Annotated in this window: 22 protein-coding genes; 12 read left to right on the forward strand and 10 right to left on the reverse strand. The window is 35.9% G+C overall.

Features of this window, described 5'->3' with window-relative positions:
• Window positions 1–30 precede the first annotated feature (30 nt).
• The gene (locus tag C1634_RS11630) at window positions 31–1,425 is read left to right on the forward strand and encodes a type III PLP-dependent enzyme domain-containing protein (protein WP_103235127.1); all 1,395 of its coding nucleotides are present in this window, start codon (window positions 31–33) and stop codon (window positions 1,423–1,425) included.
• Window positions 1,426–1,622: 197 nt separating this feature from the next.
• Here the strand turns inward: C1634_RS11630 and C1634_RS11635 are convergent, their stop codons facing one another.
• Window positions 1,623–2,282, reverse strand: a complete 660-nt coding sequence (locus C1634_RS11635) for an HAD family hydrolase (RefSeq protein ID WP_103235128.1) — start codon at window positions 2,280–2,282, stop codon at window positions 1,623–1,625.
• Window positions 2,283–2,493: 211 nt separating this feature from the next.
• Between C1634_RS11635 and speB the strand changes: the two genes are divergently transcribed.
• The 3 genes from speB to C1634_RS11650 all read left to right on the forward strand — a co-directional run bounded on the left by speB (window position 2,494) and on the right by C1634_RS11650 (window position 5,152).
• Complete coding sequence (speB, locus tag C1634_RS11640) at window positions 2,494–3,351, forward strand: agmatinase (RefSeq protein WP_103235129.1); 858 nt, start codon at window positions 2,494–2,496, stop codon at window positions 3,349–3,351.
• Window positions 3,352–3,421: 70 nt separating this feature from the next.
• Complete coding sequence (locus C1634_RS11645) at window positions 3,422–4,264, forward strand: bifunctional helix-turn-helix domain-containing protein/methylated-DNA--[protein]-cysteine S-methyltransferase (RefSeq protein WP_109738440.1); 843 nt, start codon at window positions 3,422–3,424, stop codon at window positions 4,262–4,264.
• 279 nt (window positions 4,265–4,543) lie between these two features.
• Window positions 4,544–5,152, forward strand: a complete 609-nt coding sequence (locus tag C1634_RS11650; protein WP_103231697.1) for an alpha-ketoglutarate-dependent dioxygenase AlkB family protein — start codon at window positions 4,544–4,546, stop codon at window positions 5,150–5,152.
• A gap of 134 nt (window positions 5,153–5,286) precedes the next feature.
• On the opposite strand, the gene C1634_RS11655 is transcribed toward C1634_RS11650, so the two are convergent.
• The 4 genes from C1634_RS11655 to C1634_RS11675 all read right to left on the reverse strand — a co-directional run bounded on the left by C1634_RS11655 (window position 5,287) and on the right by C1634_RS11675 (window position 11,206).
• A complete protein-coding gene (locus C1634_RS11655; RefSeq protein ID WP_103231698.1) occupies window positions 5,287–7,146 on the reverse strand; it encodes a CocE/NonD family hydrolase in 1,860 nt (619 codons plus the stop codon).
• Between the two features lie 282 nt (window positions 7,147–7,428).
• On the reverse strand, window positions 7,429–10,194 hold the full coding sequence (locus C1634_RS11665; RefSeq protein WP_109738458.1) for a TonB-dependent receptor: 2,766 nt from the start codon (window positions 10,192–10,194) through the stop codon (window positions 7,429–7,431).
• A gap of 96 nt (window positions 10,195–10,290) precedes the next feature.
• Complete coding sequence (locus C1634_RS11670) at window positions 10,291–10,710, reverse strand: SH3 domain-containing protein (RefSeq protein ID WP_103231700.1); 420 nt, start codon at window positions 10,708–10,710, stop codon at window positions 10,291–10,293.
• Between the two features lie 7 nt (window positions 10,711–10,717).
• Window positions 10,718–11,206 (reverse strand): BON domain-containing protein, encoded by a 489-nt coding sequence (locus C1634_RS11675; protein ID WP_103231701.1) that lies wholly within the window; start codon window positions 11,204–11,206, stop codon window positions 10,718–10,720.
• Between the two features lie 220 nt (window positions 11,207–11,426).
• Here C1634_RS11675 and C1634_RS11680 point away from each other — a divergent pair, with 220 nt between their 5' ends.
• Window positions 11,427–12,677 (forward strand): dicarboxylate/amino acid:cation symporter, encoded by a 1,251-nt coding sequence (locus C1634_RS11680; RefSeq protein WP_103231702.1) that lies wholly within the window; start codon window positions 11,427–11,429, stop codon window positions 12,675–12,677.
• Window positions 12,678–12,683: 6 nt separating this feature from the next.
• Complete coding sequence (locus C1634_RS11685; RefSeq protein WP_103231703.1) at window positions 12,684–13,406, forward strand: phytanoyl-CoA dioxygenase family protein; 723 nt, start codon at window positions 12,684–12,686, stop codon at window positions 13,404–13,406.
• A 195-nt stretch (window positions 13,407–13,601) separates the two neighbouring features.
• Here C1634_RS11685 and C1634_RS11690 read toward each other — a convergent pair whose 3' ends face one another.
• Window positions 13,602–16,403: a GH92 family glycosyl hydrolase gene (locus C1634_RS11690; protein WP_103231704.1), complete on the reverse strand. Its 2,802-nt coding sequence runs from the start codon at window positions 16,401–16,403 to the stop codon at window positions 13,602–13,604.
• 94 nt (window positions 16,404–16,497) lie between these two features.
• Between C1634_RS11690 and C1634_RS11695 the strand changes: the two genes are divergently transcribed.
• Window positions 16,498–18,840 carry an outer membrane beta-barrel family protein gene (locus C1634_RS11695; protein ID WP_103231705.1) on the forward strand — a complete coding sequence of 781 codons (2,343 nt, stop codon included), beginning with the start codon at window positions 16,498–16,500 and terminating at the stop codon, window positions 18,838–18,840.
• A 176-nt stretch (window positions 18,841–19,016) separates the two neighbouring features.
• Here C1634_RS11695 and C1634_RS11700 read toward each other — a convergent pair whose 3' ends face one another.
• Complete coding sequence (locus C1634_RS11700; protein WP_228410062.1) at window positions 19,017–19,478, reverse strand: hypothetical protein; 462 nt, start codon at window positions 19,476–19,478, stop codon at window positions 19,017–19,019.
• 157 nt (window positions 19,479–19,635) lie between these two features.
• On the opposite strand from C1634_RS11700, the gene C1634_RS11705 reads away from it, so the two are divergent.
• The 5 genes from C1634_RS11705 to C1634_RS11725 all read left to right on the forward strand — a co-directional run bounded on the left by C1634_RS11705 (window position 19,636) and on the right by C1634_RS11725 (window position 24,824).
• Window positions 19,636–20,586, forward strand: a complete 951-nt coding sequence (locus C1634_RS11705) for a hypothetical protein (RefSeq protein ID WP_103231706.1) — start codon at window positions 19,636–19,638, stop codon at window positions 20,584–20,586.
• A 4-nt stretch (window positions 20,587–20,590) separates the two neighbouring features.
• The gene (locus C1634_RS11710; RefSeq protein ID WP_103231707.1) at window positions 20,591–22,537 is read left to right on the forward strand and encodes a metallophosphoesterase; all 1,947 of its coding nucleotides are present in this window, start codon (window positions 20,591–20,593) and stop codon (window positions 22,535–22,537) included.
• A gap of 17 nt (window positions 22,538–22,554) precedes the next feature.
• Window positions 22,555–23,301 carry a hypothetical protein gene (locus C1634_RS11715; RefSeq protein WP_103231708.1) on the forward strand — a complete coding sequence of 249 codons (747 nt, stop codon included), beginning with the start codon at window positions 22,555–22,557 and terminating at the stop codon, window positions 23,299–23,301.
• Between the two features lie 119 nt (window positions 23,302–23,420).
• The gene (locus C1634_RS11720; protein ID WP_103231709.1) at window positions 23,421–24,527 is read left to right on the forward strand and encodes an Mrp/NBP35 family ATP-binding protein; all 1,107 of its coding nucleotides are present in this window, start codon (window positions 23,421–23,423) and stop codon (window positions 24,525–24,527) included.
• A 48-nt stretch (window positions 24,528–24,575) separates the two neighbouring features.
• On the forward strand, window positions 24,576–24,824 hold the full coding sequence (locus tag C1634_RS11725) for a NifU family protein (protein ID WP_002977212.1): 249 nt from the start codon (window positions 24,576–24,578) through the stop codon (window positions 24,822–24,824).
• A gap of 128 nt (window positions 24,825–24,952) precedes the next feature.
• Here the strand turns inward: C1634_RS11725 and C1634_RS11730 are convergent, their stop codons facing one another.
• The 3 genes from C1634_RS11730 to C1634_RS11740 all read right to left on the reverse strand — a co-directional run bounded on the left by C1634_RS11730 (window position 24,953) and on the right by C1634_RS11740 (window position 26,995).
• Window positions 24,953–25,660 carry a barstar family protein gene (locus C1634_RS11730; RefSeq protein WP_103231710.1) on the reverse strand — a complete coding sequence of 236 codons (708 nt, stop codon included), beginning with the start codon at window positions 25,658–25,660 and terminating at the stop codon, window positions 24,953–24,955.
• 24 nt (window positions 25,661–25,684) lie between these two features.
• Window positions 25,685–26,077, reverse strand: a complete 393-nt coding sequence (locus C1634_RS11735) for a DUF3060 domain-containing protein (RefSeq protein WP_103231711.1) — start codon at window positions 26,075–26,077, stop codon at window positions 25,685–25,687.
• 90 nt (window positions 26,078–26,167) lie between these two features.
• Window positions 26,168–26,995, reverse strand: coding sequence for an SIR2 family NAD-dependent protein deacylase (locus tag C1634_RS11740; protein ID WP_103231712.1), 828 nt, complete (start codon window positions 26,993–26,995; stop codon window positions 26,168–26,170).
• Window positions 26,996–26,999 lie beyond the last annotated feature (4 nt).

The following is a 26,999-nucleotide window of genomic DNA, read 5'->3' on the forward strand; positions in this document are numbered from 1 at the left end:
TTTTGCATTTCTTAATTCACTTGTTTAGAAATGAAAATAAAGTACTCGGAACTTATTGATCAGACATTGTATTTCCCTACAGAGGAATTTAATGTATCTGAGAACAATTTGTTGTTTCACGACGTTCCATTGATGGATGTAGTTGAACAATTTGGCACTCCGCTAAAGATTAGCTATCTGCCGAGAATTTCTCAAAATATCCAGAAAGCCAAAAGCTGGTTTAAAGAAGCTTTTGAAAAAACCGGATATAAAAAGAATTATACCTACTGCTATTGCACAAAATCCAGTCATTTCAATTTCGTATTGGAAGAAGCATTGAAGAATGATATTTCGATAGAAACATCGTCTGCTTATGACATGGATATTGTAAAATCTCTTTATGAAAAAGAGAAGGTAGATAAAAACATTGAAGTAATCTGTAATGGTTTCAAAACGGATGATTATCTGACAAAAATTTCAGATATGATCAATAACGGTTTTGAAAATATTACTCCGATTCTTGATAATTACAGAGAATTGGACAAACTTACTGAAAGTATTGATTCCACGTTTAATATCGGAATCAGAATTGCATCAGAGGAAGAACCGAAGTTCGAATTCTATACCTCAAGATTAGGAATCGGATATAAAGATATCATTCCTTACTACAGTCAGAAGATTGCTGAACACCCGAATGCAAGATTGAAAATGCTTCACTTCTTTATCAACACGGGGATCAAAGATACTTCATACTACTGGAACGAATTGTACAAATGTCTTCGTGTATATGCACGTTTGAAGAAAATTGCTCCCGAAGTAAATTCATTGAATATCGGAGGTGGTTTCCCTATCAAAACTTCTTTGAACTTCGATTATGATTACCAGTACATGGTAGAAGAAATCGTTTCTCAGATCAAAAAATTCTGTGAAGAAGAAGGGGTAGAAGAACCTAACATCTATACTGAGTTCGGAAGCTTTACCGTAGGAGAAAGTGGTGCAAACCTTTATAAAATTATTTCTCAGAAACGTCAGAATGACAGAGAAAAGTGGAATATGATTGATTCTTCTTTCATGACCACTCTTCCTGATACATGGGCTATTTCAAGACACTTTATCATGCTTCCGCTGAACCGTTGGGAAGATACTTATGAAAGAGTATTCTTAGGTGGATTGACGTGTGATTCAGATGATTATTATAACTCTGAGCAGCATACCAATGCGATTTATTTACCGGTTTTCAGTGATACAAAACCTTTATATATAGGATTCTTCCATACGGGAGCTTATCAGGAAACAATCGGAGGATACGGTGGTGTTCACCACTGTCTGATGCCTCAGCCGAGACATGTTCTGATTCAGAAAGATGAAAACGGTGAATTGCAATACGAGATTTTCCGTGAAAAACAGGAACCTGAAGATATCTTGAAAATTCTCGGTTATAAATAATGTCATTGCGAGGAACGGAAGTGACAAAGCAATCTCGCTTTAATAATCTTAACCACTGAATGAAACTTAATGTTTTAAAATTTAACCATTAAGTTTTTTATTAAGGATTAAGTAAAGTTAAGAATCTTCACTTTGTTCAGATGGCAAAGTACATACAAAACAAAAGCTCTCAGGATAATTTCTGAGAGCTTTTTTATTTAAAAATATTTTGAAACTTTATCCAGTTCCAATTCTTCATAATCAGAAACTACGGTATCCGCCAATGTATAATCCTGATTTTTTGAATGAGGACTTCTGTAGGCTGCACAGAAAATTTCCGCTCTGTGGGCAGCCAGAATTCCATTGGTGGAATCTTCAATTACCATACAGTTTTCTACCGATTCACCAGCCATCTCCGCAGCCAGTAAGAAAACTTCAGGATGAGGTTTTGATTCTTTCAGATCGGCACCGCTGATTTTTCCGCTGAAATATTTCTCAAGCCCGAACTTTTCAAAAACCATATTGATCGTTGTCATCGTAGCAGAAGAAGCCAGTATCAGCTTGATTCCATTTTCATGATAATGCTCAATAAGCTGTCTTACCCCCGGGATTAAGTCAAATTCATCATCATTATAAAAGTAATCTTTGAAATGAGATCTTTTGATCTGCGCAATGGTTTCGTAAGTTTGATTTAAATTGAATTCATTAATCAAAGTTTCAGAGACTCTTTTGGTGGAAGCCCCGGTAAAAGAGGTGTATAGCTCTTCGGAAACGGCAATTTCCAGTTCATCAAAAGTTTTGAAATAAGCTTTTCTATGCAATGGTTCTGTATCTACAATTACTCCATCCATATCGAAAAGAACAGCTTTTAAAGGCATATTATGAGTTTTGTACAAAAATAGCTATTTGAGTTGAAAGTGGAAAGGGAAGAGGTAAGAGATAATAGGTTTTAGGGAGCAGATAACAGATAGCAAAGGGAGAGTCTTTAACTCATAAACTCTCCAACACTATTACTCTCCAACTCGTAAACTCTTCGTATCTTTGTGACCAATATTTCAATTTTAAAACATTAAAATTTTTAAATAAAGCATGAGAACATACGCAGGAATTCCCGAGGAAAACGCAACGTTAGAGAATTCAAAAGTAATGTTGGTAACTGTTCCTTATGATGGAACTTCAACATGGGGTAAAGGAGCTGATAAAGGTCCTGAATTATTCTTAAACGCTTCTGAAAACATGGAGCTTTATGACATTGAAATACAAACAGAACCTTACCTTCAGGGAGTTTATTTAGCAGGAGACGTTTCTGAAAACTCAACTCCGGAAGCGATGACAGAAGCTGTTTATCAGAAAACAAAAGAACTTTTGAACAATGAAGGAAAAGTATTCACTCTTTTTGGTGGAGAACACTCTGTTTCTATCGGTTCTATCCGTGCAGTAGGAGAGAAATTTGAAAACCTTACCGTTCTTCAACTAGATGCTCACACAGACTTACGTCCTGATTTCCATGGTTCTACTTCAAACCATGCTTGTGCTGTATTTGAAGCTAACCAGAAACATAACCTTGTACAGGTGGGAATCCGTTCTATGGATATTGAAGAAGCTCAGTATCTGCCGGAAGGAAGAGTATTCTTTGCTCATGAAATTGCGAACAACGAAAACTGGGTGAATGATGTATTGGAAAAAGTTTCAGGAAATGTATATATTACCATTGACCTTGATGCTTTCGACCCTTCTATCGCTCCTTCTACAGGAACTCCTGAACCAGGTGGATTACAGTGGTACCCAACATTGGAATTATTAAGAAAAGTATTTGAAAAATGTAACGTAGTAGCGTTTGATATTGTAGAATTAATGGATTCTCCAATGGCTAAGCCAACAGCTTTCCTGGCGGCTAAATTATATTACAAAATGCTTGCTTACAACGATATTTATAACAACAACTAATATTCCGCAAGAATCGGATTTTTTCTGTCATGTATTCTTTGGAAATTTGTGAGGTAAAAACAATAGTATGATGTCCACACAAAGTCAGATAGATTATAACAGAATTGCCAAAGCGATAGAATATATCCAGAGCAATTTCAGGCTTCAGCCAAGTTTGGAGGAAGTGGCAGAAAATATTCACTTGAGTCCGGCCCATTTTCAGAAGATCTTTACAGATTGGGCGGGAACAAGTCCTAAGAAATTTTTGCAGTTCATCAGTCTTGAACATGCTAAAAATTTATTAAAGGAAGAAAAAGCAAGTTTGTTTGATACCGCTTATGAGACAGGACTTTCCAGTACCAGCAGGCTTCATGACCTGTTTGTAAAGATAGAAGGAATGTCTCCAGCAGAATATAAAAACGGCGGAAAAAGCCTCAGTATTTATTACAGTTTTTCCGAAAGTCCTTTCGGAAATATACTGGTAGCTTCCACAGAAAAAGGAATCTGCTATATGGCTTTTGAAGACGATAAAGAAACAGCATTAGGGGAGCTGGAAAAGAAGTTCCCCAATGCTTCTTTTATTGAAAAACAAGATGCACTTCAAAAGAACGCATTGTCCATATTCGATAAAGACTGGACGAAACTCAACACGATAAAATTACACTTAAAAGGCACCGATTTTCAGCTTAAAGTCTGGGAAAGTCTATTGACAATTCCGATGGGAAAACTGTCTACATATGGCAGCCTGGCAGAAAAAATAGGAAATCCGAAAGCATCCAGAGCAGTAGGAACAGCCATAGGAAGCAATCCTGTAGCATTTCTTATTCCATGTCACCGTGTAATACAGTCTACCGGACATCTCGGCGGGTATCGTTGGGGAATTGAAAGGAAACAGCTGATGATGGGCTGGGAGGGTTCACAAGTCTATTCATAAAATATTTTCACCATAAAAATGAAATCGAAGATTTTCAAAAACTTAAGTGTCCTTTTATAGGAAGTGATTATTCTTTAAAAAACTTAAGTGTAAAATCTTGTTGAGATTTTTGCGGTTGAAAAATGTTAAATTTAAGTTTTGGCTAAAGCCAATGGATTGAGCCATTTTTTATTTAACGGACTAAAGTCCGTTTCTATTGATGTGAAAATTCGTGTGATTTGTGATCAATATTGGTGTCATTTGTGTTTAATGATAAAAGCATTTAATTAAAAAACGATGATGAGTCTCTTCGAAGATATATCAGATTACCCACTCAATGTTCTCCCGCATGACGGAACTGTTCATTATTACGGAAAGGTTTTTTCAAAAGAAAAATCAGATTTTTATTATGATTATCTATTGAATCAGATTCCGTGGGAAAATGATGAAGCATTAATCTTTGGGAAATTGATTTTAACCAAGAGAAAAGTCGCCTGGTTTGGAGATAAACCTTTTGAATATACCTATTCAAAAAGGACAAAATATGCCAAATTATGGACTCCTGAATTATTGGAGCTGAAGAAAAGATGTGAAGAAGTTTCAGGTGAAACTTACAATTCATGCCTGCTGAATCTATACCATGACGGAAATGAAGGTATGGCTTACCACAGCGATGGTGAGACAGACTTAAAAAAGCATGGTGCGATTGCTTCCCTTACTTTTGGAGCTGAAAGGAAATTTTTATTTAAGCATAAAACCACCAAAGAAAAGGTAGAAATATTTCTGGAAAACGGAAGTTTATTAATTATGAAAGGAATCACTCAGGACAATTGGCTTCACAGACTTCCACCCACTACAAAAGTGAAAACTCCCAGAGTAAATCTGACCTTCAGAACGATTGAAGATTAAGCTTATTGTTTATGAATCAATAGGAGTGGGCTTTAGCCCACTTGAACAAAACAACAAATTCATCTGGCTTTAGCCAAAACCTAATCAAGTTCTCAAAAATAAAAAAAGCTGTTCAAACGAACAGCTTTTTCAATTTATTTTAAAATTTCAGCTTCAATAGAGCTGTCATCATATACTTTGATAAATGCTTTGGTGTAATCCTCTTTCGTTGCAAAATTTGGATTATCCATGAATTTCTGCGGATTGATAGCGAAAAGCGGGAACCATGTACTGCTGATCTGAATCTGGATCTTATGTCCCTTTTTGAATGTATGAACCACATCCTGAAGTCTGAAGTTAACAGCCGTTTTCTGGTTAGGAACCAGAGCTTCTCCCTTTTCTCTCGTATTTCTGAATCTTGCAGGCATGATCTCACTTCTTACCATCTGGTGGTAGTTACCATAGATAACTCCATCTTTCTTTTCTGCAGGCTTGAAATCTTCAGGATACACATCAATTAATTTTACTGCAAAATCGGCATCTGTAGACGTAGACGCAATATTCAGTTTGGCCATTATCTCTCCGGCAAACGCAATATCATCAGTCAACACATCAGTAGTGAACGTTAATACATCAGGTCTTCCTACTGCAAATCTCTGGTCTTCTGACATATAATTTTTTGGAGTGAATCCATTGAAATCTTTTAAATGATCTGAACTTAAAACAGGGTTGTTAGGATCGCTGTAATATTCAGAATACCCTTGTCCTGATGATTTTTTTAAGGTTTTATCTGCTAAATAGAAATTCACTTTCTGAGCATTTTTAGGCGGATAAGAAGCAAATTCTTTCCATTCTTTAGCTCCGGTATCATACATCAGTGCTTCAGGAAGTCCGGCATCTTCTTTTGTGTTGCCTTTCAGATAGTGGTTGAAGAATTTTGTTTCAACATTTTTCTGGTAATAAGTTGCGATGCTGTCACCAAAATAGGTTTCACTATGGAAATGTTTTCCTTGCTCCTGTGACCAGCCACCATGAGAGAAAGGTCCCATTACAATGGTGTTTTTTGCTTTAGGACTTGTTTTTTCAATGGTCTTATAGATATTTAAAGGACCGGAAAGATCTTCAGCGTCAAACCATCCACCCACAGTCATTACAGCATGATTGATATTCTTCAAATGAGGCAGAAGATTTCTTTTTTGCCAGAATTCATCGTAGTTGGTATGATTCATAATTTCTGTCATGAAGAAATTATTCTTATAATATTTTTCATAGGCATCTTTCAATGTTCCAAGATCTCTGTAGAACTTTAAGCCATCTTCAGAAGTCTGTTTGATGAAAGAATCCATATACCAGGCTTTGTCTTCCGGTTTTGTTTTCTGAACTCCAAATACAGGAAAGGTTCTGAAATATCCAAGCATAAATCTTCCGTTGTGAAGGAAATCATCATTCCAGAAATCAGAAATTGGAGCCTGAGGAGAGGACGCAACCAGAGCTGGGTGCTGTGCAAGTGTCCCTACAGCTGTGTAAAATCCAGGGTAAGACGTTCCAAACTGACCCACTTTAGCATTGTTGTCTTTGATGTTTTTCAAAAGCCATTCTATGGTATCATAAGTATCTGTACTTTCGTCAACATCTTTTTTGGTTTTACGCTCTACCTGAGGAGTCATATTGGTAAATGTACCTTCACTCATATATCTTCCACGGACATCCTGATACACGAAAATATACTTGTCTTTCATAAGATAGGTGTTGGGGCCTACCTTTGTTTTATATTCATTTTCTCCGTAGGGTGCAACGCTGTAGCAGGTTCTCTGCATCAGAAACGGATATTTGTTCTTGTTTGATATATCTTTCGGGATATACACGGCTGTGAAAAGCTTCACTCCATCACGCATTGGAATATAAAATTCTTTCTTGGTGAAATTGTCTTTAACGAAAGTATCTTTCTGCTCTGTCTTCTGAGCTTTTCCAAGAATGAAAAAAAGAATACATAATATTGAAATATGGATTTTCATAAAAAAAATTTACTGCTAATTTAAAAATAAAAAACTTTCCTGAATGAATCTTCTTTTAAAAAGGGTTTTGTTATGAAATTTCACTAAAATGAAGTACTCTATTGTGGTTAACCATCCCATAAGATTTGTCAAATTTTCCTCTTTCAAAAGAGGAGATTTTTATCACATCAATTGTAATTTCCGTGAAAAATCAAAGTTTTTCAAAAGCAGATACATATCCATAAAAATAGCCGGAAAAGTCCGGCTATTATCAGAAAAAAATATAAGTAAAAGTTGATTCTTTTACATTTTTTTACCAGCAAACTTATTCAGTTTCATACTGATGGAGAACATGATGTATCGTTTCAGAATCAGATCTTCACGGTCTTCAAAATAAGAATCTGTGATGGTTCTTTTTACACTTTGATTTTGATTTAATACATCATAGATTTTCACTTTTGCTGTAAACTGTTTTTTATAGAATGAGTAGCCCAGACTGGTATTCCAGAAGTAAAAATCCTTTTTAAAACCCGGAGCAATATTAGAATTGGTATTGTATTCAAAATCATTTCCAAATACAAATCTACCCTGCAGCATATAATTGGTCAGTTCCAGCTTCAATGCCTGATTGGCGGTATTGACACTCTTCACATTGTAATTGGTGTAATTTGAAAAGCTGTATCCAAGTCTGTAGGAAGGTTTAATGGTCATTTTATCCTTGATTTCATAGATAAGATTAAGACCGGGATTAAGGTTGTAAGAATTACTGGTAAAAGATTGTCCGTCAATAAAACCATTATTGTAAGCATAATTCATGCTGAATCTCGGGTTGATGGTCAGTTTGTTATTTTTCCATTTCAGAGTCTTACTGAAACCTCCGCCAGCGTTGATGCTTTTATTTCCACTTACATTATCATAGGTAACAATTTGTTTTCCGGCATTATCATATTTAGTAAAATTGATAATGTCATTATTTCTGTAGGTAAAACCAATATTAAAATAGTAGCTCAGATCTTTTACTTTGTTATAATTGTTGAAATACAAATAAAGGTTGTTAGTCCATGTATTTTTCAAATCAGGATTTCCCTGAAAGGTAGCCAAAGGATTAGACTCATCTTTATAGGGAGTCAGTTGCTCTGCAGTAGGAATTGTAAAGTTGGCATAGTTGTAAACACTTAAAACTTTCCCTTCTCCCAGTGTGTAATAAAGGTTTAGATTATATTCAGGCAATACAAAACTTTTCTGAAGATCATATTGCTGTCCGTTATAGATGGAGTTTACTTTCATATCCGAAATATCAAGATTTGCAGTAGCCCAGAAATTTAATTTGTTTTTGCTAATCTGATAAGTGATTTCAGGAGAAATTTGATTGATTCTCTGCTTCATATTGTTGGATAAAAGCTGGTTGTATTTGGTATAATCTCCTGTAGCATTATCAAAATCGTTCACATTCCTCAGATCTCTGGCTGATCTTGTTTCGTATTTTACTTCAAAGCTTACGCTAGACGAATCAGAAACAGGTTCTGTATATCCTGCCCTGAAATTAAAAGTACTGTTCTGATTTTTATTTCTGGCTAATTGATCTCTGTTGTCAACAGTCGTTGCATTTTCCTGATAGAATGTGTTCTGTGATTGGTTGAGATTATCCCTTGTAGACTCAGAAATTGAACTGTTCATATTGGCTGAAAGTACTCGTCCTTTTTTCTTGAATTTTCTTGAAAAATAGATGTAAGGATTAAATGAGTTGTTTTCTGAATCATTACGAGAATAAGAATTACTTTCATTCAAAAGACTGCCATTCTTCAAACTAGATGATTGTGAATTATTAAAACTGAAACTGCTGTTTTTGCTAAATCTTGGTGAAATGTAAATACTTGTCAGAGAATCGAGTTTGATTTTGGCTGAAGCATCGAAACTGTATTGTTTGGATTCATTTTCGCCGTTGCTTTCAGAATTGGTCTGAAGGGTATAGCTAGGCAGAAGTGTAGACCTTGAAACTTTGGATCTTGTTTCGGTATTAGAATCCGAATGCATCAGACTGAAAGAGTCCAGATCAGCATCTTTTCCCAGTTTGTCGCTGTAATTCATACCTATTGTTGTAGATCTCTGAACTCCTCGTGTACTCCCTCCCTGATTGTAATAGGTGACATTTCCAGTCGTAGAGACAGATCCTCCCTGCATCATCCAGGCATTTCGGCCGTTCCCCATACTGTCGAAAACCTCATCTCTGGAAAACCCCTGAGAATTGATATTATTGGAAGAGGCAAGGATGCTTACTTTTGTGTCGCCTTTAAAATAGCTGGCCAGTCCGCTTCCTTCATACCTCTTGTCTGATCCGTAGCCGACCGTAAGCCTTGTCAGCAACCCTTTATTTTTCTTTTCGTCAATATTAAAATTGATGGTGGTATTCTGAGATTTGGCAGTTTTTCCGCTGAGCTCTTCTTCCTTTGTTTTGGTTGTTGTAAACTGAATATTTTTGATGATATCCGCAGGTAAGTTCTGAAGGGCAATTTTACCATCTTTATCAAAGAAAGGTTTTCCGTTGATCATGATCTGATCTACCTCTTTGCCATTAACTGTAATCTTCCCATCATTGCTGATTTCTACACCGGGGATCTGCTTCAGAAGTTCCTCAATTTTACTGTCAGGACGTACTTTGATCGCGGCTGCACTGAATTCAATGGTGTCTTTTTTAATCTTTACAGGAGATACGGTGATTTTCACCTCATCAATAGCATTAACGATACCCTGCTTTTCAAGCTGAATATCTCCCAGGGATAATGACTGATCTATTTTTTGAAATTTTTTAGAAAAGGAAGATAATTTATCAGCATCAATTTTCAGAATAGAAGGTTCTTTCATATCATCCAGTTTCAGTGAGAATTTACCTTCTTTATTGGTGGCTGTGTAGTTGACAATGGATGAATCTTTTTCTTTTAAAAGATAGACGGTGGCATTTTCTATCGCTTTCTTTTCAGAATCTAAGATTTTCCCGTCTAGGTGTAATTTTTGTGCATGCAAGATAAAGGCAGTGAACATCAAAGCCAATAACATTAGAGTTTTCTTCATTAGTTTTTTTTTCAGAGCCGTAAAAATATAAAAACATCCCAAAGTTGGGATGTCTCTATGCTTTTTTTGTGAAAATTTATTATTTTTTAATAAAAATTATGCTCTTAAATATCTTGAATAAGCATATCCTTCCTGACCGTCAGCCGTTTTTACTTTCCACCAGTCATCAGAAGTTTGTTCAATCAGTGTTACAGAAGCACCTTTAGCAGCTTTACCTACAACGGCAGCTTCAGTAGAAGGTTCCTGTCTGATATTCAGGTTAGAATCTTCAGTAGCAACCGTTAAAGAAGCTCCTGAAGTAAGACCTGCAACCTGAACGTCAATATTGATATCTGAAGCAGAATAAGTAGAATCAATAGCTCCTAAAGCATTCCATACAGCATCTTTAGCCGCAGTATTGGAAGCATTTCCGGAAACATAAAGAATTCCATCCTGCTCCTGAACCTGAAGGTTTGAGATTCCTGCAGACTGTGCCGCTGAAACTACACTTGAATATTTATCTTGTAATTCGCCCATTTCTAAATTATTTTACGATTAGGTTGTTGTTATACTTTCCGATTTTCAAAGCATCTACAGATTCTTTGATTTTTCTAGCCTGTAGGCCGGAAACGCTTCCTGTAAGAGTAAGCTGTCCGTTTACAACTTCTACTTTTACAGAAGGGAAATCCTTCACCGCATCCTGAACTTTTTTCTGAACAGCAGGATCTACAGCAGAAGAAGTTTCAACAGGTGCTATAGGAGTAGCCGCTGCAACAGTAGACATATCCATTACGTCTTTTACACCGTTGATCGCTTTTAATTTTGCAATCATTGCATCTTTAGATTGTTGATCTGCGAAAGTTCCGCCTAAGTGAGCTACACCTTCTTTTACTTCAACAGAAGCGTTGGGATTAGTAGTTACTACCGTTGTAGCCTGAGTCTGAAGATCGGCATCAGAAACTTTCTTTTTACAAGAAATAGCACCGAAAGATACAGCTACAGCTAATGCAGCCATTGCAATAGTTTTTTTCATATTGTATATTTATTAATGTTGTTATACAATCAAATGTAATAATAAAATTTGTACCAAAAGAATAAAAATTCAATAAATGTTTCTTAATTTTTTTACAATATTTTCTAAATCAGGGTTTTAATTTTTAGGGATCAAAAACTTAATGTAAAATTAATCCTATTTGAAGAAAATCTTCTGCCAATTGAAAAACCATTATATTTGCGCAAATTGAACTATATATATGAAAGGACAGAATAAACTTTTTATAGCAATTATCATTGCCCTTCTTGTGGGAGTAGGAATTGGAGGTATTGTACATGTGAAATATCCTGAAAATGCAGAACCTTTTTCCAAAAACATAAAACTGTTGGGAACGGTTTTTATCAGATTGGTACAGATGATTATTGCTCCTTTGGTTTTTACGACTTTGGTGGTGGGTATTGCCAAAATGAGTGATATTAAAATGATCGGAAGAGTAGGAACAAAAGCCATGCTTTGGTTTATTTCAGCTTCTCTGGTTTCCCTTTTCATAGGGTTGATCCTCGTTAACTGGCTGGAACCGGGACATGTTACAAAATTGCCGATTCAGGACGTAGCCTCTGCTGATGAACTTCTTAAAAGCAGCAAAAGTTTTTCCATGGAAGACTTTGTAAAGCATATGATCCCTAAAAGTTTATTTGAAGCCTTTGCTACCAATGAAGTATTGCAGATCGTGATATTTGCTGTGATGTTTGGAGTTGCACTGGCGAATTTAGGGGAAGAGTATTCTAAGCCTGTAGTGAAGCTTTTTGATATCATCGCTCATGCGATCCTTAAAATGGTAGGGTATATCATGTGGTTTGCTCCGTTGGGAGTATTGGGAGCTATTGCAGCAGTAGTGGCTACCAATGGTTTTGAGATCTTCAAAGTATATGCTATTTATCTGAGAGACTTCTTCTTTGCTATAGCAGTTCTTTGGCTGGTTCTTTTACTGGTAGGATATTTTATCTTAGGAAACCGTCTTTTTGACCTTTTAAGAAGAATTAAAGAGCCATTGCTGATCGCTTTCTCTACAACGAGTTCAGAAGCTGTATTCCCGAAATTGGTGGAAGAGCTTGAAAAATTCGGGTGTAACAGCAGAGTAGTATCCTTTATTTTACCCCTGGGATATTCATTCAATCTGGATGGAAGTATGATGTATATGACATTTGCTTCAATCTTTATTGCACAGATCTACGGGATTGAAATGAGCCTTGGACAACAAATCACCATGCTTTTGGTATTGATGCTTACCTCAAAAGGGATTGCCGGTGTTCCAAGAGCTTCTTTGGTTATTATTGTGGCAACATGTTCTATGTTTGGTATTCCGCCGGAAGGAATTGCTTTGATTTTACCAATTGACCATTTCTGTGATATGGGTAGAAGTATGACGAACGTATTAGGAAATACATTGGCTACTTCAGCAGTTTCGAAATGGGAAGGACAATTAACTGAGCCATTAGACAAAATTTAAATATCAATGAGTTTAAATAACTTAGAAAACAATAAAAGCCATATTCAAGAATATGGCTTTGCTGTTATCAATGCTATGTTTTCACAGAAAGAGCTTGATGAAATAAACCATGTTCTGAAGCATATAGATACCTCAAAAGAGAATTTCAGAAAATCTGAAGACCTGTTTGCAATAAGACAGTTTTTAAAAGAAGTTCCCGAAATCAGAGACCTTGTTTTCAATGACAATATTCAGAAAGTGGTTAAAGAAATCTTCGGAGAAAAATATTTTGTGGTAAAAAGCATCTATTTTGATAAGCCTGAAACCTCCAACTGGTATGTAGCCTATCATCAGGATCTGACAATTTCCGTTGATAAAAAACTGGATCTGCCCGATTTCGGTCCCTGGACTACCAAGAAGAATCAGTTTGCCGTTCAGCCTCCACTAGATATTTTGGAAAATATCTATACCATCAGAATCCATCTGGATGATACAGATGAAAATAACGGAGCTTTGAAAGTAGTTCCAAAATCTCATGCAAAAGGCATTTACAGACCTGAAACTATAGACTGGACTGTAGAAACAGAAGAAATTTGCAACGTAGAAAAGGGTGGAATTATGATTATGAAGCCTTTGACTCTTCACGGTTCAAACCGAACAACCAACGGAAAAAAGAGAAGAGTAATCCACATCGAATTTTCTGATATGGAGCTTCCAGAAGTCCTGCAATGGTCGGAAAAAATGAATTAATAAAAAATCGCCCTTCGAATTTTTGAAGGGCGATTTTTTATGGTTGGATGCTTGATGCTGGAGGAAGGATGTTACTGAAAGACTAAAGATTAATCTATGTTTATTTATCGAATTTTTAATTCTAACCTTTCTTCAAGCCAGCTTTAAAAAGTAATCAGGCAAATAGAAACCTCCAGCTTCACTCTTCCACCTTCCTTACTTTACAGCAATTTCGTCAATAAAAATATAAGCATCTCCTCCGGCACCCTGGTGCCATTCCGGAAGTTTTCCGAAGTAGTAGGCTTTTACTTTGATATATCGGGCTTCGGTAGGAAGAATTTCAGTAGAAAAATCTTTGATCTGTACCTTTTCATCCTTAGGATCAATGTCATTATCGATGGTTTTCAGAAGGATAAAATCTTTGCCGTTCATGGAAGCATAATATTCCACTTTTTTAGGCATCAGAATCCATGCTCTGCTGTCCTGAAGATAAGAGGAAGATAATGAATTAATCTGCTTAGGAGATTTAAAATCAATGATGGCTTCAAAATTCTGTCCCTGATATCCATGCCATTCACCTTTTCTCCAGTTGACATCCCCTCTGATCCCGTCAATAAGAGCCAGCTTTCCGGTAGCGCTATACTGTGGAGTTACTTTTGAAAGGATATTGATATCCCAATAATTAGGTCTTCTGTTAAAATTGGCGGTTGTCACAGAGCTTTTCTCTCCGTTTCTTTCAGCATAGGCTATCACCTGGGTTGTTTTTGTGATAGAAAATGGTCCTTTGTAGGTAGAGAAGGTCTTTCTTTTGTTGCTGTCACTATCATCCATGGTCATATAATAGACCTTGTCACTCGGGTTCAATGGAGTGATCTCAACTTTGGTAGAAAAATCGAAGATTCTATCGGCTGCGATAACAGGTGAAGCCGTTTGTTCTGTATATTTAAAATCCTTAGCAGATTTTACATTTTCAAATCCAAGTTTTTTAAGTTCCGCTCTGCCTGTATTTTTAGTAATCGTTCGCGTAGTACCATCTTCAAGGTGAATTTTAATTTCATCAAAATAAGGTGTTGTCGTTTCCCATTCAGGAAGTCCCGGGGTAACAGAATAGATTCCCATTGAGCTTAAAACATACCAGGCGCTCATCTGCCCGCAGTCTTCATTTCCAATGAGTCCGTCAGGAGTATTTTTATAAAAATTATCAAGGATGTATTTTATTTTGGCATCTGTTTTTTCAGGCTTGTCTACAAAATTGTACAGATACGCAATATGGTGGCTTGGTTCATTTCCCTGAGCATATTGACCCATCAATCCTGTGATGTCTACCTGCTCTATTCCCGTTGTTGTATCCGGAGCAGTGAAAATAGCATCAATGAACTGTTCAAATTTTTCTTTTCCTCCATGGGCAGCAATAAGCCCTGGAATGTCCTGCTGTACAGAATAAGAATAATGCCATGAGTTTCCTTCCGTATAATTGTTGTTGACTTCTCTGGGATCAAATGGTTCATACCAGTTTCCGTTCTTTCTTGGCTGCATAAAACCCGTTTTTGGGTTATAGAGATTTTTCCAGTTCTGAGAACGTTTCATGAAATACTGATAGTCTTCTTTTTTGCCTAAAATTTTTGCCATCTGGGCAATACACCAGTCGTCATAAGCATATTCTACTGTTTTGGAAACACTTTCATGCTCATCATCGATACTGATATAATTATTCTGTTTATAAGCATTCAATCCGAAAATATCCTGCATCGCTGAACCTTTGGCTGCCTGAAATGCCTTTTCATAATCAAACCCCTGAATTCCTTTAGCCATAGCATCTGCAATCACAGAAACGGAGTGGTAGCCGATCATACACTCTGTTTCATTGGAAGCCAGTTCCCATACAGGAAGTTTCCCACCTTGTTCGTATTGTTTAATAAAGGTATTGATAAAATCAGCAGTCCTTTTTTTGTCAATTAAAGTCATCAGCGGATGAGCGCCTCTGAAGGTGTCCCAAAGAGAGAATACCGTATAATAATCAAAGCCATTTGTGTTATAAAGCTTATTATCCCTGCCTCGATATCTTCCGTCAACATCCATATTGATGTTCGGTTGTGTAAACACATGATATAAAGCGGTGTAAAAAACGGCTAATTTATTTTTATCATCAGACTTCACTTCAATTTTTGAAAGTTCTTTATCCCAGTCCGCTTCCACTTGCTTTTTTACGGCTTCAAAATCTTTAGATTGTCCTTCTGCCAGCATATTTTTTCCTGCTCCTTCATAGCCTGTAGGAGAAATGGACACTTTTACATTGATCTTTTCTCCTTTTTTAACTTGGATTGAAAATGCCAGCGCAAGCTTTGTCCCGGTAAAAAGATGGGTTTCTTGTTTCCCGTTAACCTCTTTTTTTGAAATTTTCATAGGTTTTGAAAACTCAATTCTGGCGTAGATATATTGGTTGGTAGCCCAGGCTTCACTTCTTCTGAAAACCTCAATGGTTTTGTCATCAATGACCTTTACTTCACCATCCAGAAGCTTATCTCTGTGGTTGAGGTCTAAAATGATATTGGCATTTCCAGCACTGTTGAATGTATATTCGTGGTAGCCTACTCTTTTGGTAGTAGTAAGACGAACATCAATGTTATTTTTGTCTAATTTGACAGCATAGAATCCTGCCGTTGCTTTTTCATTTTTATGCGAAAACTTTGAAGAATACTCTTTACTGCTCAGGCTCGGATTTCCCATCGTGGGCATCAGCATAATATCTCCGTAATCTGAAACCCCTGTTCCGTTGAGGTGAGTATGAGAAAAACCATAGATCACAGAATCTGAATAATGATATCCGCTGCATCCGTCCCAGCTTCCGTTAATTCTCGTATCCGGAGAAAGCTGTACCATCCCAAATGGAACGATAGCCCCCGGAAAAGTATGGCCATGGCCTCCGGTTCCTATAAACGGATTGACATATTGTGAATAGTTCTGTGCGGAAATGATCTGAGTAATAAATAAAGAAAATGCAATAAGCCCTTTTTTCATGTTCTGATTTTATAAAAGCGAAGATATTGAAAAACAGTAGAACAGATGTAATAAAAGAGACGGATAGCTTGTCTTATAGAAAACTATTACATTCATGAAGAAGACCTTACTTTCTGTAATTATGCTGTTGCCGGCAGCTGTATTTGCCCAAACGATAACAGGAAAAATCTCCCAAACTGGAAATGCGGTGCCTTACGTTGAGGTGATCGCAGTAAAAGATCAGAAGAAGCAGACTGCCATTTCAGACGAAAAAGGAAATTATTCACTGAGACTTTCAGAAAACGGAACCTATACTATAAAGCTTATACAGGATGGTGTAGAAATATCCAATAAAGAATTGACTGTAAACGGAGTTGTGAAACATGATTTTTTTATTGAAAAAAAGAAAGAAAAGCAGATTGAAGGCGTTACCCTTACTGCCAGAAAAAAGCTGATTGAGAGAAAAGCAGACAGACTGGTCTTCAATGTTTCCAATTCAGTTGCTTCACAGGGAATGGATGGGGCGGATGCTCTTGCAACAACCCCATTGGTAAAAGTAGATGATAACACGGGAGTTTCCATTGTTGGAAAAAGTGGAGTAGCAGTAATGATCAACGACCGAATTTTGAATTTGTCAGATGCAGAACTCGTTACTTACCTTAAAAGTCTTCGATCTGAAAATATAGAAAAGATTGAAGTCATTACTTCGCCTCCTGCCAAGTACGAAGCGCAGGGAAACAGTGGTCTGATCAATATTGTTTTAAAGAAAAATCAGAATCTCGGATGGAGCGGAAGTTTTACTTCCAGTCTGCAGCAGGCAACTTATACAGGAAATTCAAACAGTGCAACCGTTAACTATCAAAATGAAAAATTGCGCACCTCATTGAAGTTAAGACAAAATAAAAATGAAAAACATTCTTACGAAAACTATTGGATAGAAGGTGCAGACGGCCTTAAAAGCAATGATAACAGAAGAGATTTTGGAGATGGGCTTGGGGCTAACTTAAGTCTAGATTATCAGTTGGGCAAAAAGTCTAATATTGGATTTATTTATGATTTCGGATTCGGGCATTCCAATATGGATATCACGAATACTTCAAACTACTTCCAGAATGGTAATTATACCAATACACTGCTTACTTATGCGGAACACAGGGCTACAAGCAAGCAGCACACAGCCAGTGCGTATTATGATCTTAAATTTGGGAAACAAGACAATAAACTGAGCATTACAGGTAATTATTTTTCCAATGTTCCTGAGACTACTATTGATTTTACAACCACCGAAAGCTCTGGAGATCGTTTTGTCGTAAAATCCCCATCAATGGTCGATTATAAAATCTATTCCGGACAGGCAGATCTTACTCTTCCTTACCCGTTTGCAAAGACTGAAACAGGAGTGAAATTCACGAATTTTGATAATAATTCTAATATTTTCTATCAGAATCTAACGAACGGAAACTACATTACAGATCCTCTGAAAAGCAATGAGTTTGAGTATAACGAGAAAAACTATGCGGCTTATATCAGCTTTGAAAAATCTTTCAATGAAAAATGGTCGGCAAAAGCAGGACTTCGCTATGAATACTCTGTTGTGAATGGAAATTCTTTAACCTCCGGACAGCAGACCGAAAATTCTTACGGAAAGTTTTTCCCTACCGCCTATGTTTCCTATAAAAGTAATGAAAACCATACTTTCAACCTGAATTATTCCAAAAGAATCAACAGACCGGGATTTCGGGCAATCAATCCGTACCGCTGGTATATCAACATCAATTCTTATTTTACAGGAAACCCTTTCCTGAAACCCTCTATCAATCATAATTTTGAATTTTCCTATGTCTATAAAGGAAAATTATCAGCATCAGCTTATTTTCAGAGAACCGTAGACGCATTTGGTCAATTGGCTAATCTGAAAGGTGAAAATAGAGTGAGTACTTTTGAAAACTATTACAATCAGAACAGCATGGGAGTTTCATTGAACTATTCGGATACTTTTTTCAAAAGATGGGAAGCTAATTATTCGGCCAATTATTCTTATATGAACACCGATGTTTTTGCGACTGATGCTCTTTCAAGAAAAGGGAATAGTTACGATTTCGATTTTCAGAATAATATCTCACTCAACCCAAGCAAAACAGTGCAGCTGATCCTGAATTACTGGTTCCGCCTGCCTTCCAATTCTGGAAATGTATACATGGATTTTGCCGGAAGTTTTACCACAGGTTTGAAACTGAGTCTTATGGAAAAAAGCCTTCAGCTGAATGTTTTTGTTTCCGATATTTTCAAGCAGGGAAAAAGTGTAGGTGAAATATATTATACCACAGGAACACATTCTTATAATAATTATTACGATGCCAGAAGACTTACCGTATCCGCCACTTATACTTTTGGAAATAAAAAAGTAAAAGGGATGGAGCGCAATGTAAAGTTTGATGAGAAAAACAGAGCCAACTAATAATTCGGATTTAAACCACAAAAGTCACAAAATAATTTTTATAGCTCATGTCATTCTGAATACAGACTAAAGGTCTGCGAACGTAGTTCAGAAGTGAAATGAAGAATCTCATAAAGAAGAATCTTCCTTCGTCAGAAATCGAAGATTCGACATAGTCAATGACAATGCAGAAGACGCTACACTTCTCCCTCAAAGAAATCATTGAGATATTCCTCTTGATCTTTTTCTCCTCGTTCGGAGCCAAGATATTTCTTCCAGGACTGGGATTCATGATATACAATACCCATTTCCCAAACGCAGTACGTCGGGAGGTGGGTTTTGTTTCTGTCCCATATCTCAAATTTTCCGGAACCATCATAGTAAACACTTTCCCATAATTCATTTTCATTTTGCCATGTACAGACCAAGAGAAGATAGTTTTCTCCGCAACGGTGCATAATGATAAATCCCAGATCATCCTTGTTCTGAAAATTTTCCTCAGCATTTTCAATACATATTTTGGCATTACGAATATCCTGCGGAGAGATTTCTGTAGGATCATTTGCGAGATCATACCACTTGAATTTTGTTTTCCCAACGGTGAAAAGTCCTTTGGGTAATGCATACTTGGAAGGGTAAGTGTTGTTTTTTATACTCATTGTTTTGTGATGGTAAAAGTGTTAATAAATCTAATTATTTTATTTTAAATATGTATTCATAAATATTTTTATCCATAAATAAATACCACAAAAGTGTTATATGAATGAGGTTATTAATTTGCTAAATTTGATTATAAACTAATAAAAATCCATAATCATGAACCTTCAATTAATTGAATTAGCCATAGGGCTTGTCTTTGTATATCTGCTGCTTAGCATTTTTGCAATGACCGTAATGGAGATGATCTCAACATTTTTTCGGATGAGAGGGGAAATGTTGAAAAGTACAATAGAAAAAATGCTTTTTGATAAGAGTAAAAATCCTGAGAAGATCAATGAGTTTTATGAACAGCCACTCATTCTTTTTCTTGGGGATGATGTGTCCACTTCGTCTTATCTGGATCAATTGCTTTCTAAAAAGTATAAAAAACTGCCTAGCTACCTTAAAAAAGAGGACTTTTATGCCATTCTTTTAAGTTTTATCAATGATAAACAATTTTCAGACTCCCTTGAGGAAATCCAAAAGAAAATAGAACAGGCCTCTTTTTCGGAAAATACAAAATCACACCTCCTTTTCTTGCTGAAAAAATCTGCCGGAAATATTACAGATTTTAAACAAGAGATCATTCATTGGTTTGACGAATGTATGGAACGTGCCAATACATGGTATTCCAGAAGAGTGCAATATATTCTATTGGTATTGGGATTTGTAATTGCCTTTGCTGTAAACGGAGATACTTTACGAATGATTGATAAGCTGAACAGTGATGAAAAACTAAGGAAAGAACTGGTAGAATCCGCAGCCGAATATGTGAAGAAGAATCCTGAAATTACAGAACGTCCAAAAGACTCACTAAGCATGCCGGTAAAAATTGAGAAAGAATACAATACGTTGCTCAGTGAGTCTCACAATCTTTTAGGCTGGGAAAAGGCTAAACCTGGACAGGTAAAAGAAAATGATAAGAGCAATGTTAAAGACATTTTTTTCAGAATATTGGGATTTCTATTGACAGCTTTTGCCATTAGCTTGGGTTCCAGTTTCTGGTTTGATATGCTTAAAAAACTTCTGAATATAAGAACTTTAGGAAAACCTACACAAAATCCATAATGTGATGGAAACAATTATTTTTTACCTCTTACTGTTGGTAGCAGCAGCTTTTATCCTATTTTATTGTAAAGACAGTCTGTATGCTGCTAAAAAAGTGAAAATATTCAAAGATATTTTTGAGAAGTATCCCTATTACTTTATTCCTCAAAAGCCTGTAAAATGGTTTGATTTTACCGGACTGATGAACAGTTTTAGAATGGTTTCTCTTTCTGCGGATATCCTTTCTATCATTGACAAAAGAGAAATGCAGACGGCTTTGGGAAAAGATACCGGAAGAGAGCTCATAGAGAATAATTGTGATGAATCAGAAGAAGAATTCTGGTTTGATTTTATTGCAGATACCGGGGATGGTTTTGATGCGACTACCACTGTTTTTTATCATTTAACAAGAGATGTATATACCTATTCTTTTAAAAATGAATTCGATAGAGATAGGGAGAATGAGGCTGAAATTAAACTGAAAAAGGGGTCCGTTTTGGTCATCGGAGGAGATCTGGTATATCCCGTAGGCTCTGAAGTCAATTACAGAGACCGTTTCAAAGGACCTTTAAGACTTGTGGCTCCGGATACAAGAGAGGCAGGGCCTATCCTCATTGCAACACCGGGAAACCATGATTGGTATGATGGGCTAAGTGCTTTTTTCAGACTGATGTGCCAGAGAAGTAAAATCAGTAACTACAGAACGGTACAGAACAGAAGCTATTTTGCCTATTCATTAAGGAAAAATGTGCATCTAATGGGAATAGACAATCAGCTTCTTGGTGATATTGATATCCCTCAAATGACGTTTTTCACAGAGTATGTAGAAAAAATATCAAAAGGGAATGATGTCAACCACGTGATACTGCTCATTGCAGAGCCCTATTGGTATAATTATGATATAAAAGACAGGCACAAGAGAAGACAGCGTATGGATAGCCTGGAATATATCATCAGAACGATGAAAGAAGCTGTCAGAAAATTGGAAGCAGGTAATATAAAATCAGAAATTATTTTTGATGTAGTACTTACAGGAGATATTCATCATTATTCCCATTATAAATTAGATGAAAATGAGAAAGGCTATGACAAAGAAATCAAGCATTATATTACTTCAGGGGGAGGAGGGGCTTTCGGACATATTACTGACTTCTTAAAAGATGAAATCACACTTCCCATCTTACAAAATGTAACGACTACAGAACTGAAATATAAACTGGATGGCAGATACCCGTCTAAAGAAAAGTCAGGTAAAAAAACATTCTGGAACCTTATTTTCTTTATTATTAATTATGAATTCACCGTATTGCTGTTTTTTCTTTCATTACTGATCACCTGTATCTTTTGCTATTCAGATTCTATTTTGAAATGGCTGATATTATTTGTAATTCCGTGGATATTTTACTTTATCATCACTAAAGTCACCAGTACAGAATGTTCGGAAGAAGAACAATGGAAGAGCAAAATGATGCGGGGAGCACTGTTTGTACTGTCATTTGCTATTCAACTGTGGGTGTTTGTGATATTTCCCAAATACGGATTTACTTCTTTAGAGGACAGCCATTTATCGTTTGTTAATCAAGTAAAAGACTTTTTTAAAGTCCCAAAAGATAATGATTATCTTATTGTACAGGTTATCATTTCTGCTCTTTTGCAATCCATACTTTTTGGGTGGTATATTCTTGTAGGCTATCATCTTTTCAAATTTTATATAACCGAAATTTCATCAGGAAAAATAAACACAGGAAATAAAAACTTCCTGAAGTTTAAAATAACAGATAAAGAAATTGTCATCTACGTAGTGGCCATCAAAAAAACATACAAATGGATGAATTTGCTGAAAAAGAAACAAGCATCTTATCTGCAAAAAGAATTGCTTACAGAAGATCCTAAGAAATTTATCCGAGACAATTTTAAAATGGATCCTGACAAGAATGTGAAAATTATCGACAAAATAACAATATCATTATAACCTCAAAAAACAAACTTATGGAAACTCATGGTAACAAGCCTGCAGAAGACGATCATAATGGAGTTCTGATCTCCTATTATCAATTACGAATGTTTATTGGATTACTTGGATTTCTTTTGTCATTTCTTCTGTTTGCAACAACTTATTTCCTAAATGATGAACATCCGCTTAAAGTAAGTATCAGCCATTATTATTACAGTTTCGGGCACATTATTTTTGTAGGAACATTATGTGTATTGGGAGGATTGTTTGCAACCTACAGAGGGAAAGATAAATATGAAAACAGACTTTCAAATTTTGCCGGAGTAATGGCGGTATTGGTTGCTATTTTTCCAACAGAAATAAAAGGGTATGAGGGTAATATTTATATTCCCATAGGAAGTGAAAACTATAAAGAATGGTTCAGTTGCGTACACTATGCAAGTGCTGGACTACTCTTCGTATCTTTTGCAGTATTTTGTCTGTATTTCTTTCAAAAAAGTGATAAAAAACAGGATGGTAAACCTGTTTCTGAGAAAGAAGCCTTAAAGAAAAGCCGTAGAAATCGGTATTATAAAATCTGTGGTTGGGGAATCCTGATAAGTATTGCCTGCATTGGACTCATTGCTCTTTTTAAAAATAATTTATCTTCTCATAATCCATTTTTAATGTATTCTACATTTATTTTTGAAACAACATCCTTGTTTTTCTTCTCTACCTCCTGGCTGTTAAAATCCAGTGAATTCTGGAATAAAAATATCCCATTAGTGACCTATTTCAGGTAATAATATATGGATGTATAAAAGGCTGAAAGCCTGGGTTTACAAAAGAATTTATCTATGATTGTGTTTACTTATTCTAAATAGGTGAAAAATGCGTAAATTTGTAAACAATTTATATTTATATGTTGACGAAAGAAAAGGTTCAGGATTTCCTTAAAGAAATAGAAGTAGACGACTTGGTGAGTAATCTTCAGATTGTGGGTAATGATGTTTATATTGACATGACCGCTCATTCGCCTGCAATGCACGAAAAGAAAAAGCTGGAAGCTGCAATGAAACAAGCTTTTGCCAGCGAGTTTGGAGAAGAGGTTCATTTAAAACTTAAAATAGTTTCTCCCGAGCCTAGTGAAATTCAGCAAAGTCAGATCAAAGGAAAACAAATTCCGGGAATTCAAAATATCATCGCTATTGCTTCCGGTAAAGGAGGAGTAGGAAAATCTACAGTGGCTGCAAATATGGCAGTAACATTGGCTAAAATGGGCTTTAAAGTTGGACTCTTAGATGCAGATATCTATGGACCATCTGTTCCTACCATGTTTGATACAGAAGGAGAAAAACCAATTTCTGTAGAAGTGAATGGAAAAAGCTTGATGAAACCCGTTGAGAATTATGGCGTAAAAATGCTTTCAATAGGATATTTCTCAGGAGCCAATCAGGCAGTAGTATGGAGAGGTCCTATGGCTTCAAAAGCATTAAATCAAATGATCAGAGATGCTGCATGGGGAGAATTGGATTTCTTATTAATAGATCTTCCTCCGGGAACGGGTGATATTCACTTATCCATCATTCAGGAAGTTCCTGTAACAGGAGCAGTGATCGTAAGTACACCTCAGCATGTTGCATTGGCAGACGTAAGAAAAGGAATTGCGATGTTCCAGATGGAAAGTATTAACATTCCGGTTCTTGGATTAATCGAAAATATGGCTTATTTTACACCGGAAGAACTTCCTGACAATAAATATTATATCTTTGGAAACCAGGGAGCGCAATATTTAGCTGAAGATCTGGGAATTCCGGTATTAGGAGAAATTCCATTGATTCAAAGTATCAGAGAGGCAGGAGATGTAGGAAGACCAGCCGCGCTTCAGGAAGGATCTAAAATTGCAGATATCTATACAGAAACTGCCAGAAAAATGGTAGAAAGCTTAGTGGAAAGAAATAAAAGTCTTCCTCCTACTGAAGCTGTAAAGATTTCCACAATGGCTGGATGCTCACCAAAAGCAAAATAATTATAACTTTCAATACAAATTGAAAAGAACCGAATTGAACTGAAAAATATGGAAACAAACATAACGCACGAAGACACAGTAACAAGAGTAATGGAAGCTCTGGAAAGTATCAGACCGTTTTTGAATAAAGACGGAGGTGATATTGAGCTTATTGACGTGAAAGATAATCAGGTTTTTGTGAAACTTTTAGGTAACTGTTCCGGATGCTCATTGAACTTTTCAACCCTAAAACTGGGTGTTGAAAATACCATCAAACAACATGCTCCGGAAATTGAAAAGGTAATCAACGTAGAGTAAAATTATCTCAGAGATATTTTTAAAAGACAGGCTTTTTTAAGGCCTGTCTTTTTTATTTATGATAAAGAGTAAAATATAAACCAAACCTCACAGGTTTTCAAAACCTGTGAGGTTTTTTGATGGTAAATTTATTTCAATAAAACTTTAACATTGTAATCTTCGAAGATTTCCTGTATTTCTGTGAATTTCGTTTTCAATAATTTTTTACTTCTTGTATGGTTAATCCAACTGAGTTCTGAAATAGATTTTACTCCAAAATCTCCACGAAGACAATCATATAAAGCGGGTAAATTACGCCCGAAATATCCTGCAATCCCGTGGATTTCCTCTCCAAGTGTACAGAAAAAGCCATCTAAACTATGAAATTCATTTCCATCAATTTGAATGTTGATGTTTTCTCTTTCTATTTCAGGTTTACATGAATATAAGGTATATACAAGCCATCCTTGCAGCTCATCTTTTCTGAAGTTTTGCCAAATATTTTTTTCATTAATTTCATTATTGAGCTTCATATCCAAGGCTTTTTGATACCCTTTGGGATTACACCATACAAAACCGGCTAGAATAATGTTTTTTTTGGATTTGCTTATTTTAATATTACTGATAAAAGTACTGGATACGATATTATTCTGCTGATCAAGTTTATAAATAAAGCCATTGTTTTCATAAATTTTAGATGCATTTTCTATAGCAGAAACAAGAGCAGGAATGTTGTGAACATTCATCAATCTGACTTTTTTATAAGTGATAGGATAAGATCCTTCGATATTATTTATCTGGTCTATGAAAGTGATGATCTCAGATTTTTCACTTGTGTCTAATGCAAACCCAAACATGTAGCTAATTTCTTCTAAATGTTTTTATTGCTTCACCAATTTATTGCCTACTCCTTCAATAGAGACATCCGGTTTTCCCGATTTTGTTCCTGAAGTTCTGTAGTAAATTATATTACCGCCTCCTTCTAAAATAACTTTGTCTACCTTATCAACATATACTTTATTGCCGGTTCCTGAAATAGAGATTTTCTTTGCACTGCCTTTGATTGTTACCGTATTATCGGCTCCTTCAATCTCGGCAGTTCCTCCATTGAGGGTATAGTTGAGCTTATGGCCTACACCTTCTACCTGTATCATTTTATTATTATCCGACTTTTCTGACCCATTGGCAGATTCTGTTTTTCTGGATTGTGAGAAGGCCATACCTGTTCCAAGTAAAAGGAGAGCCAAAACTCCTGCTGTTTTAATATTTTTCATTGTGAAATTGGTTTGTTCGAGGTAAATATAGATATAAAATGATTTTTTTTACCCATGTTAAAAGTTAAATACATCTTAAATAATAAATTTTTATGATGCAGTTTTCTCAACGATTTTTTTTATAATCTTCAATACTTCAGTAGATTTTTCCCTAATGATTAATGAATTCTTTTTATTTCTGATCAGGTCTGTAAAATTGTTATCCTCTGTATTGATATCTACAATAAAGGCTCCATATTTAAGAGCTGTTTCTGCAATAGCAATCGGAAGACTCGTTGCTCCGGAAGTCCCAACAATAAAGAGCACTCCACTGTTTTTGGCAATTTTTAGGGCACTGAATCTTTTGTTAGTTTTTTCATCATAATATTCATCAAACCATAAAATATTCGGGCGCATCCAATGGCCACATTGAGTACATGTAAGAAGTTCTTTATCATGAGCTGTGAGGTCTTCATTCAGATCTTTACCCTTTATTTCCGTAGGAAGATCCAGAATTTCTTTACATCCGTTTGAGCATTTGATTTCTCTGTTGTTTCCATGAATTTCATAGATTCTTTGACTTCCCGAACGACGATGAAGATTATCAATATTTTGAGTAATGAGATGAAATCTGTTCTGAAGCTGAGTTTCAATGTCTGCAAGTTCAAAATGACTTTCATTGGGAGAGGCATTTTCAAACATTTTTTTTCTGAAAAGAGAATATTGCAGAACTTCTTCCGGATGTTGTCTGAAATAACGTAAAGTTCCAAACTCTTCAGGTTTATGAAACTGGGTTCCCTTTACCCAGATTCCATCTATTCCACGGTAAGTGGGAATTCCACTGTCAGATGAGATTCCTGCACCAGTAAGAAAGGTAAAAAGATTTCGTTTTTCTTTATGCCAGACTTGTTGAATAATATGTTCTAATTGATCTTCCATTGTG

Origin of the sequence: Chryseobacterium viscerum (genome assembly GCF_002899945.2) — a bacterium.
Lineage (GTDB): Bacteria > Bacteroidota > Bacteroidia > Flavobacteriales > Weeksellaceae > Chryseobacterium > Chryseobacterium viscerum.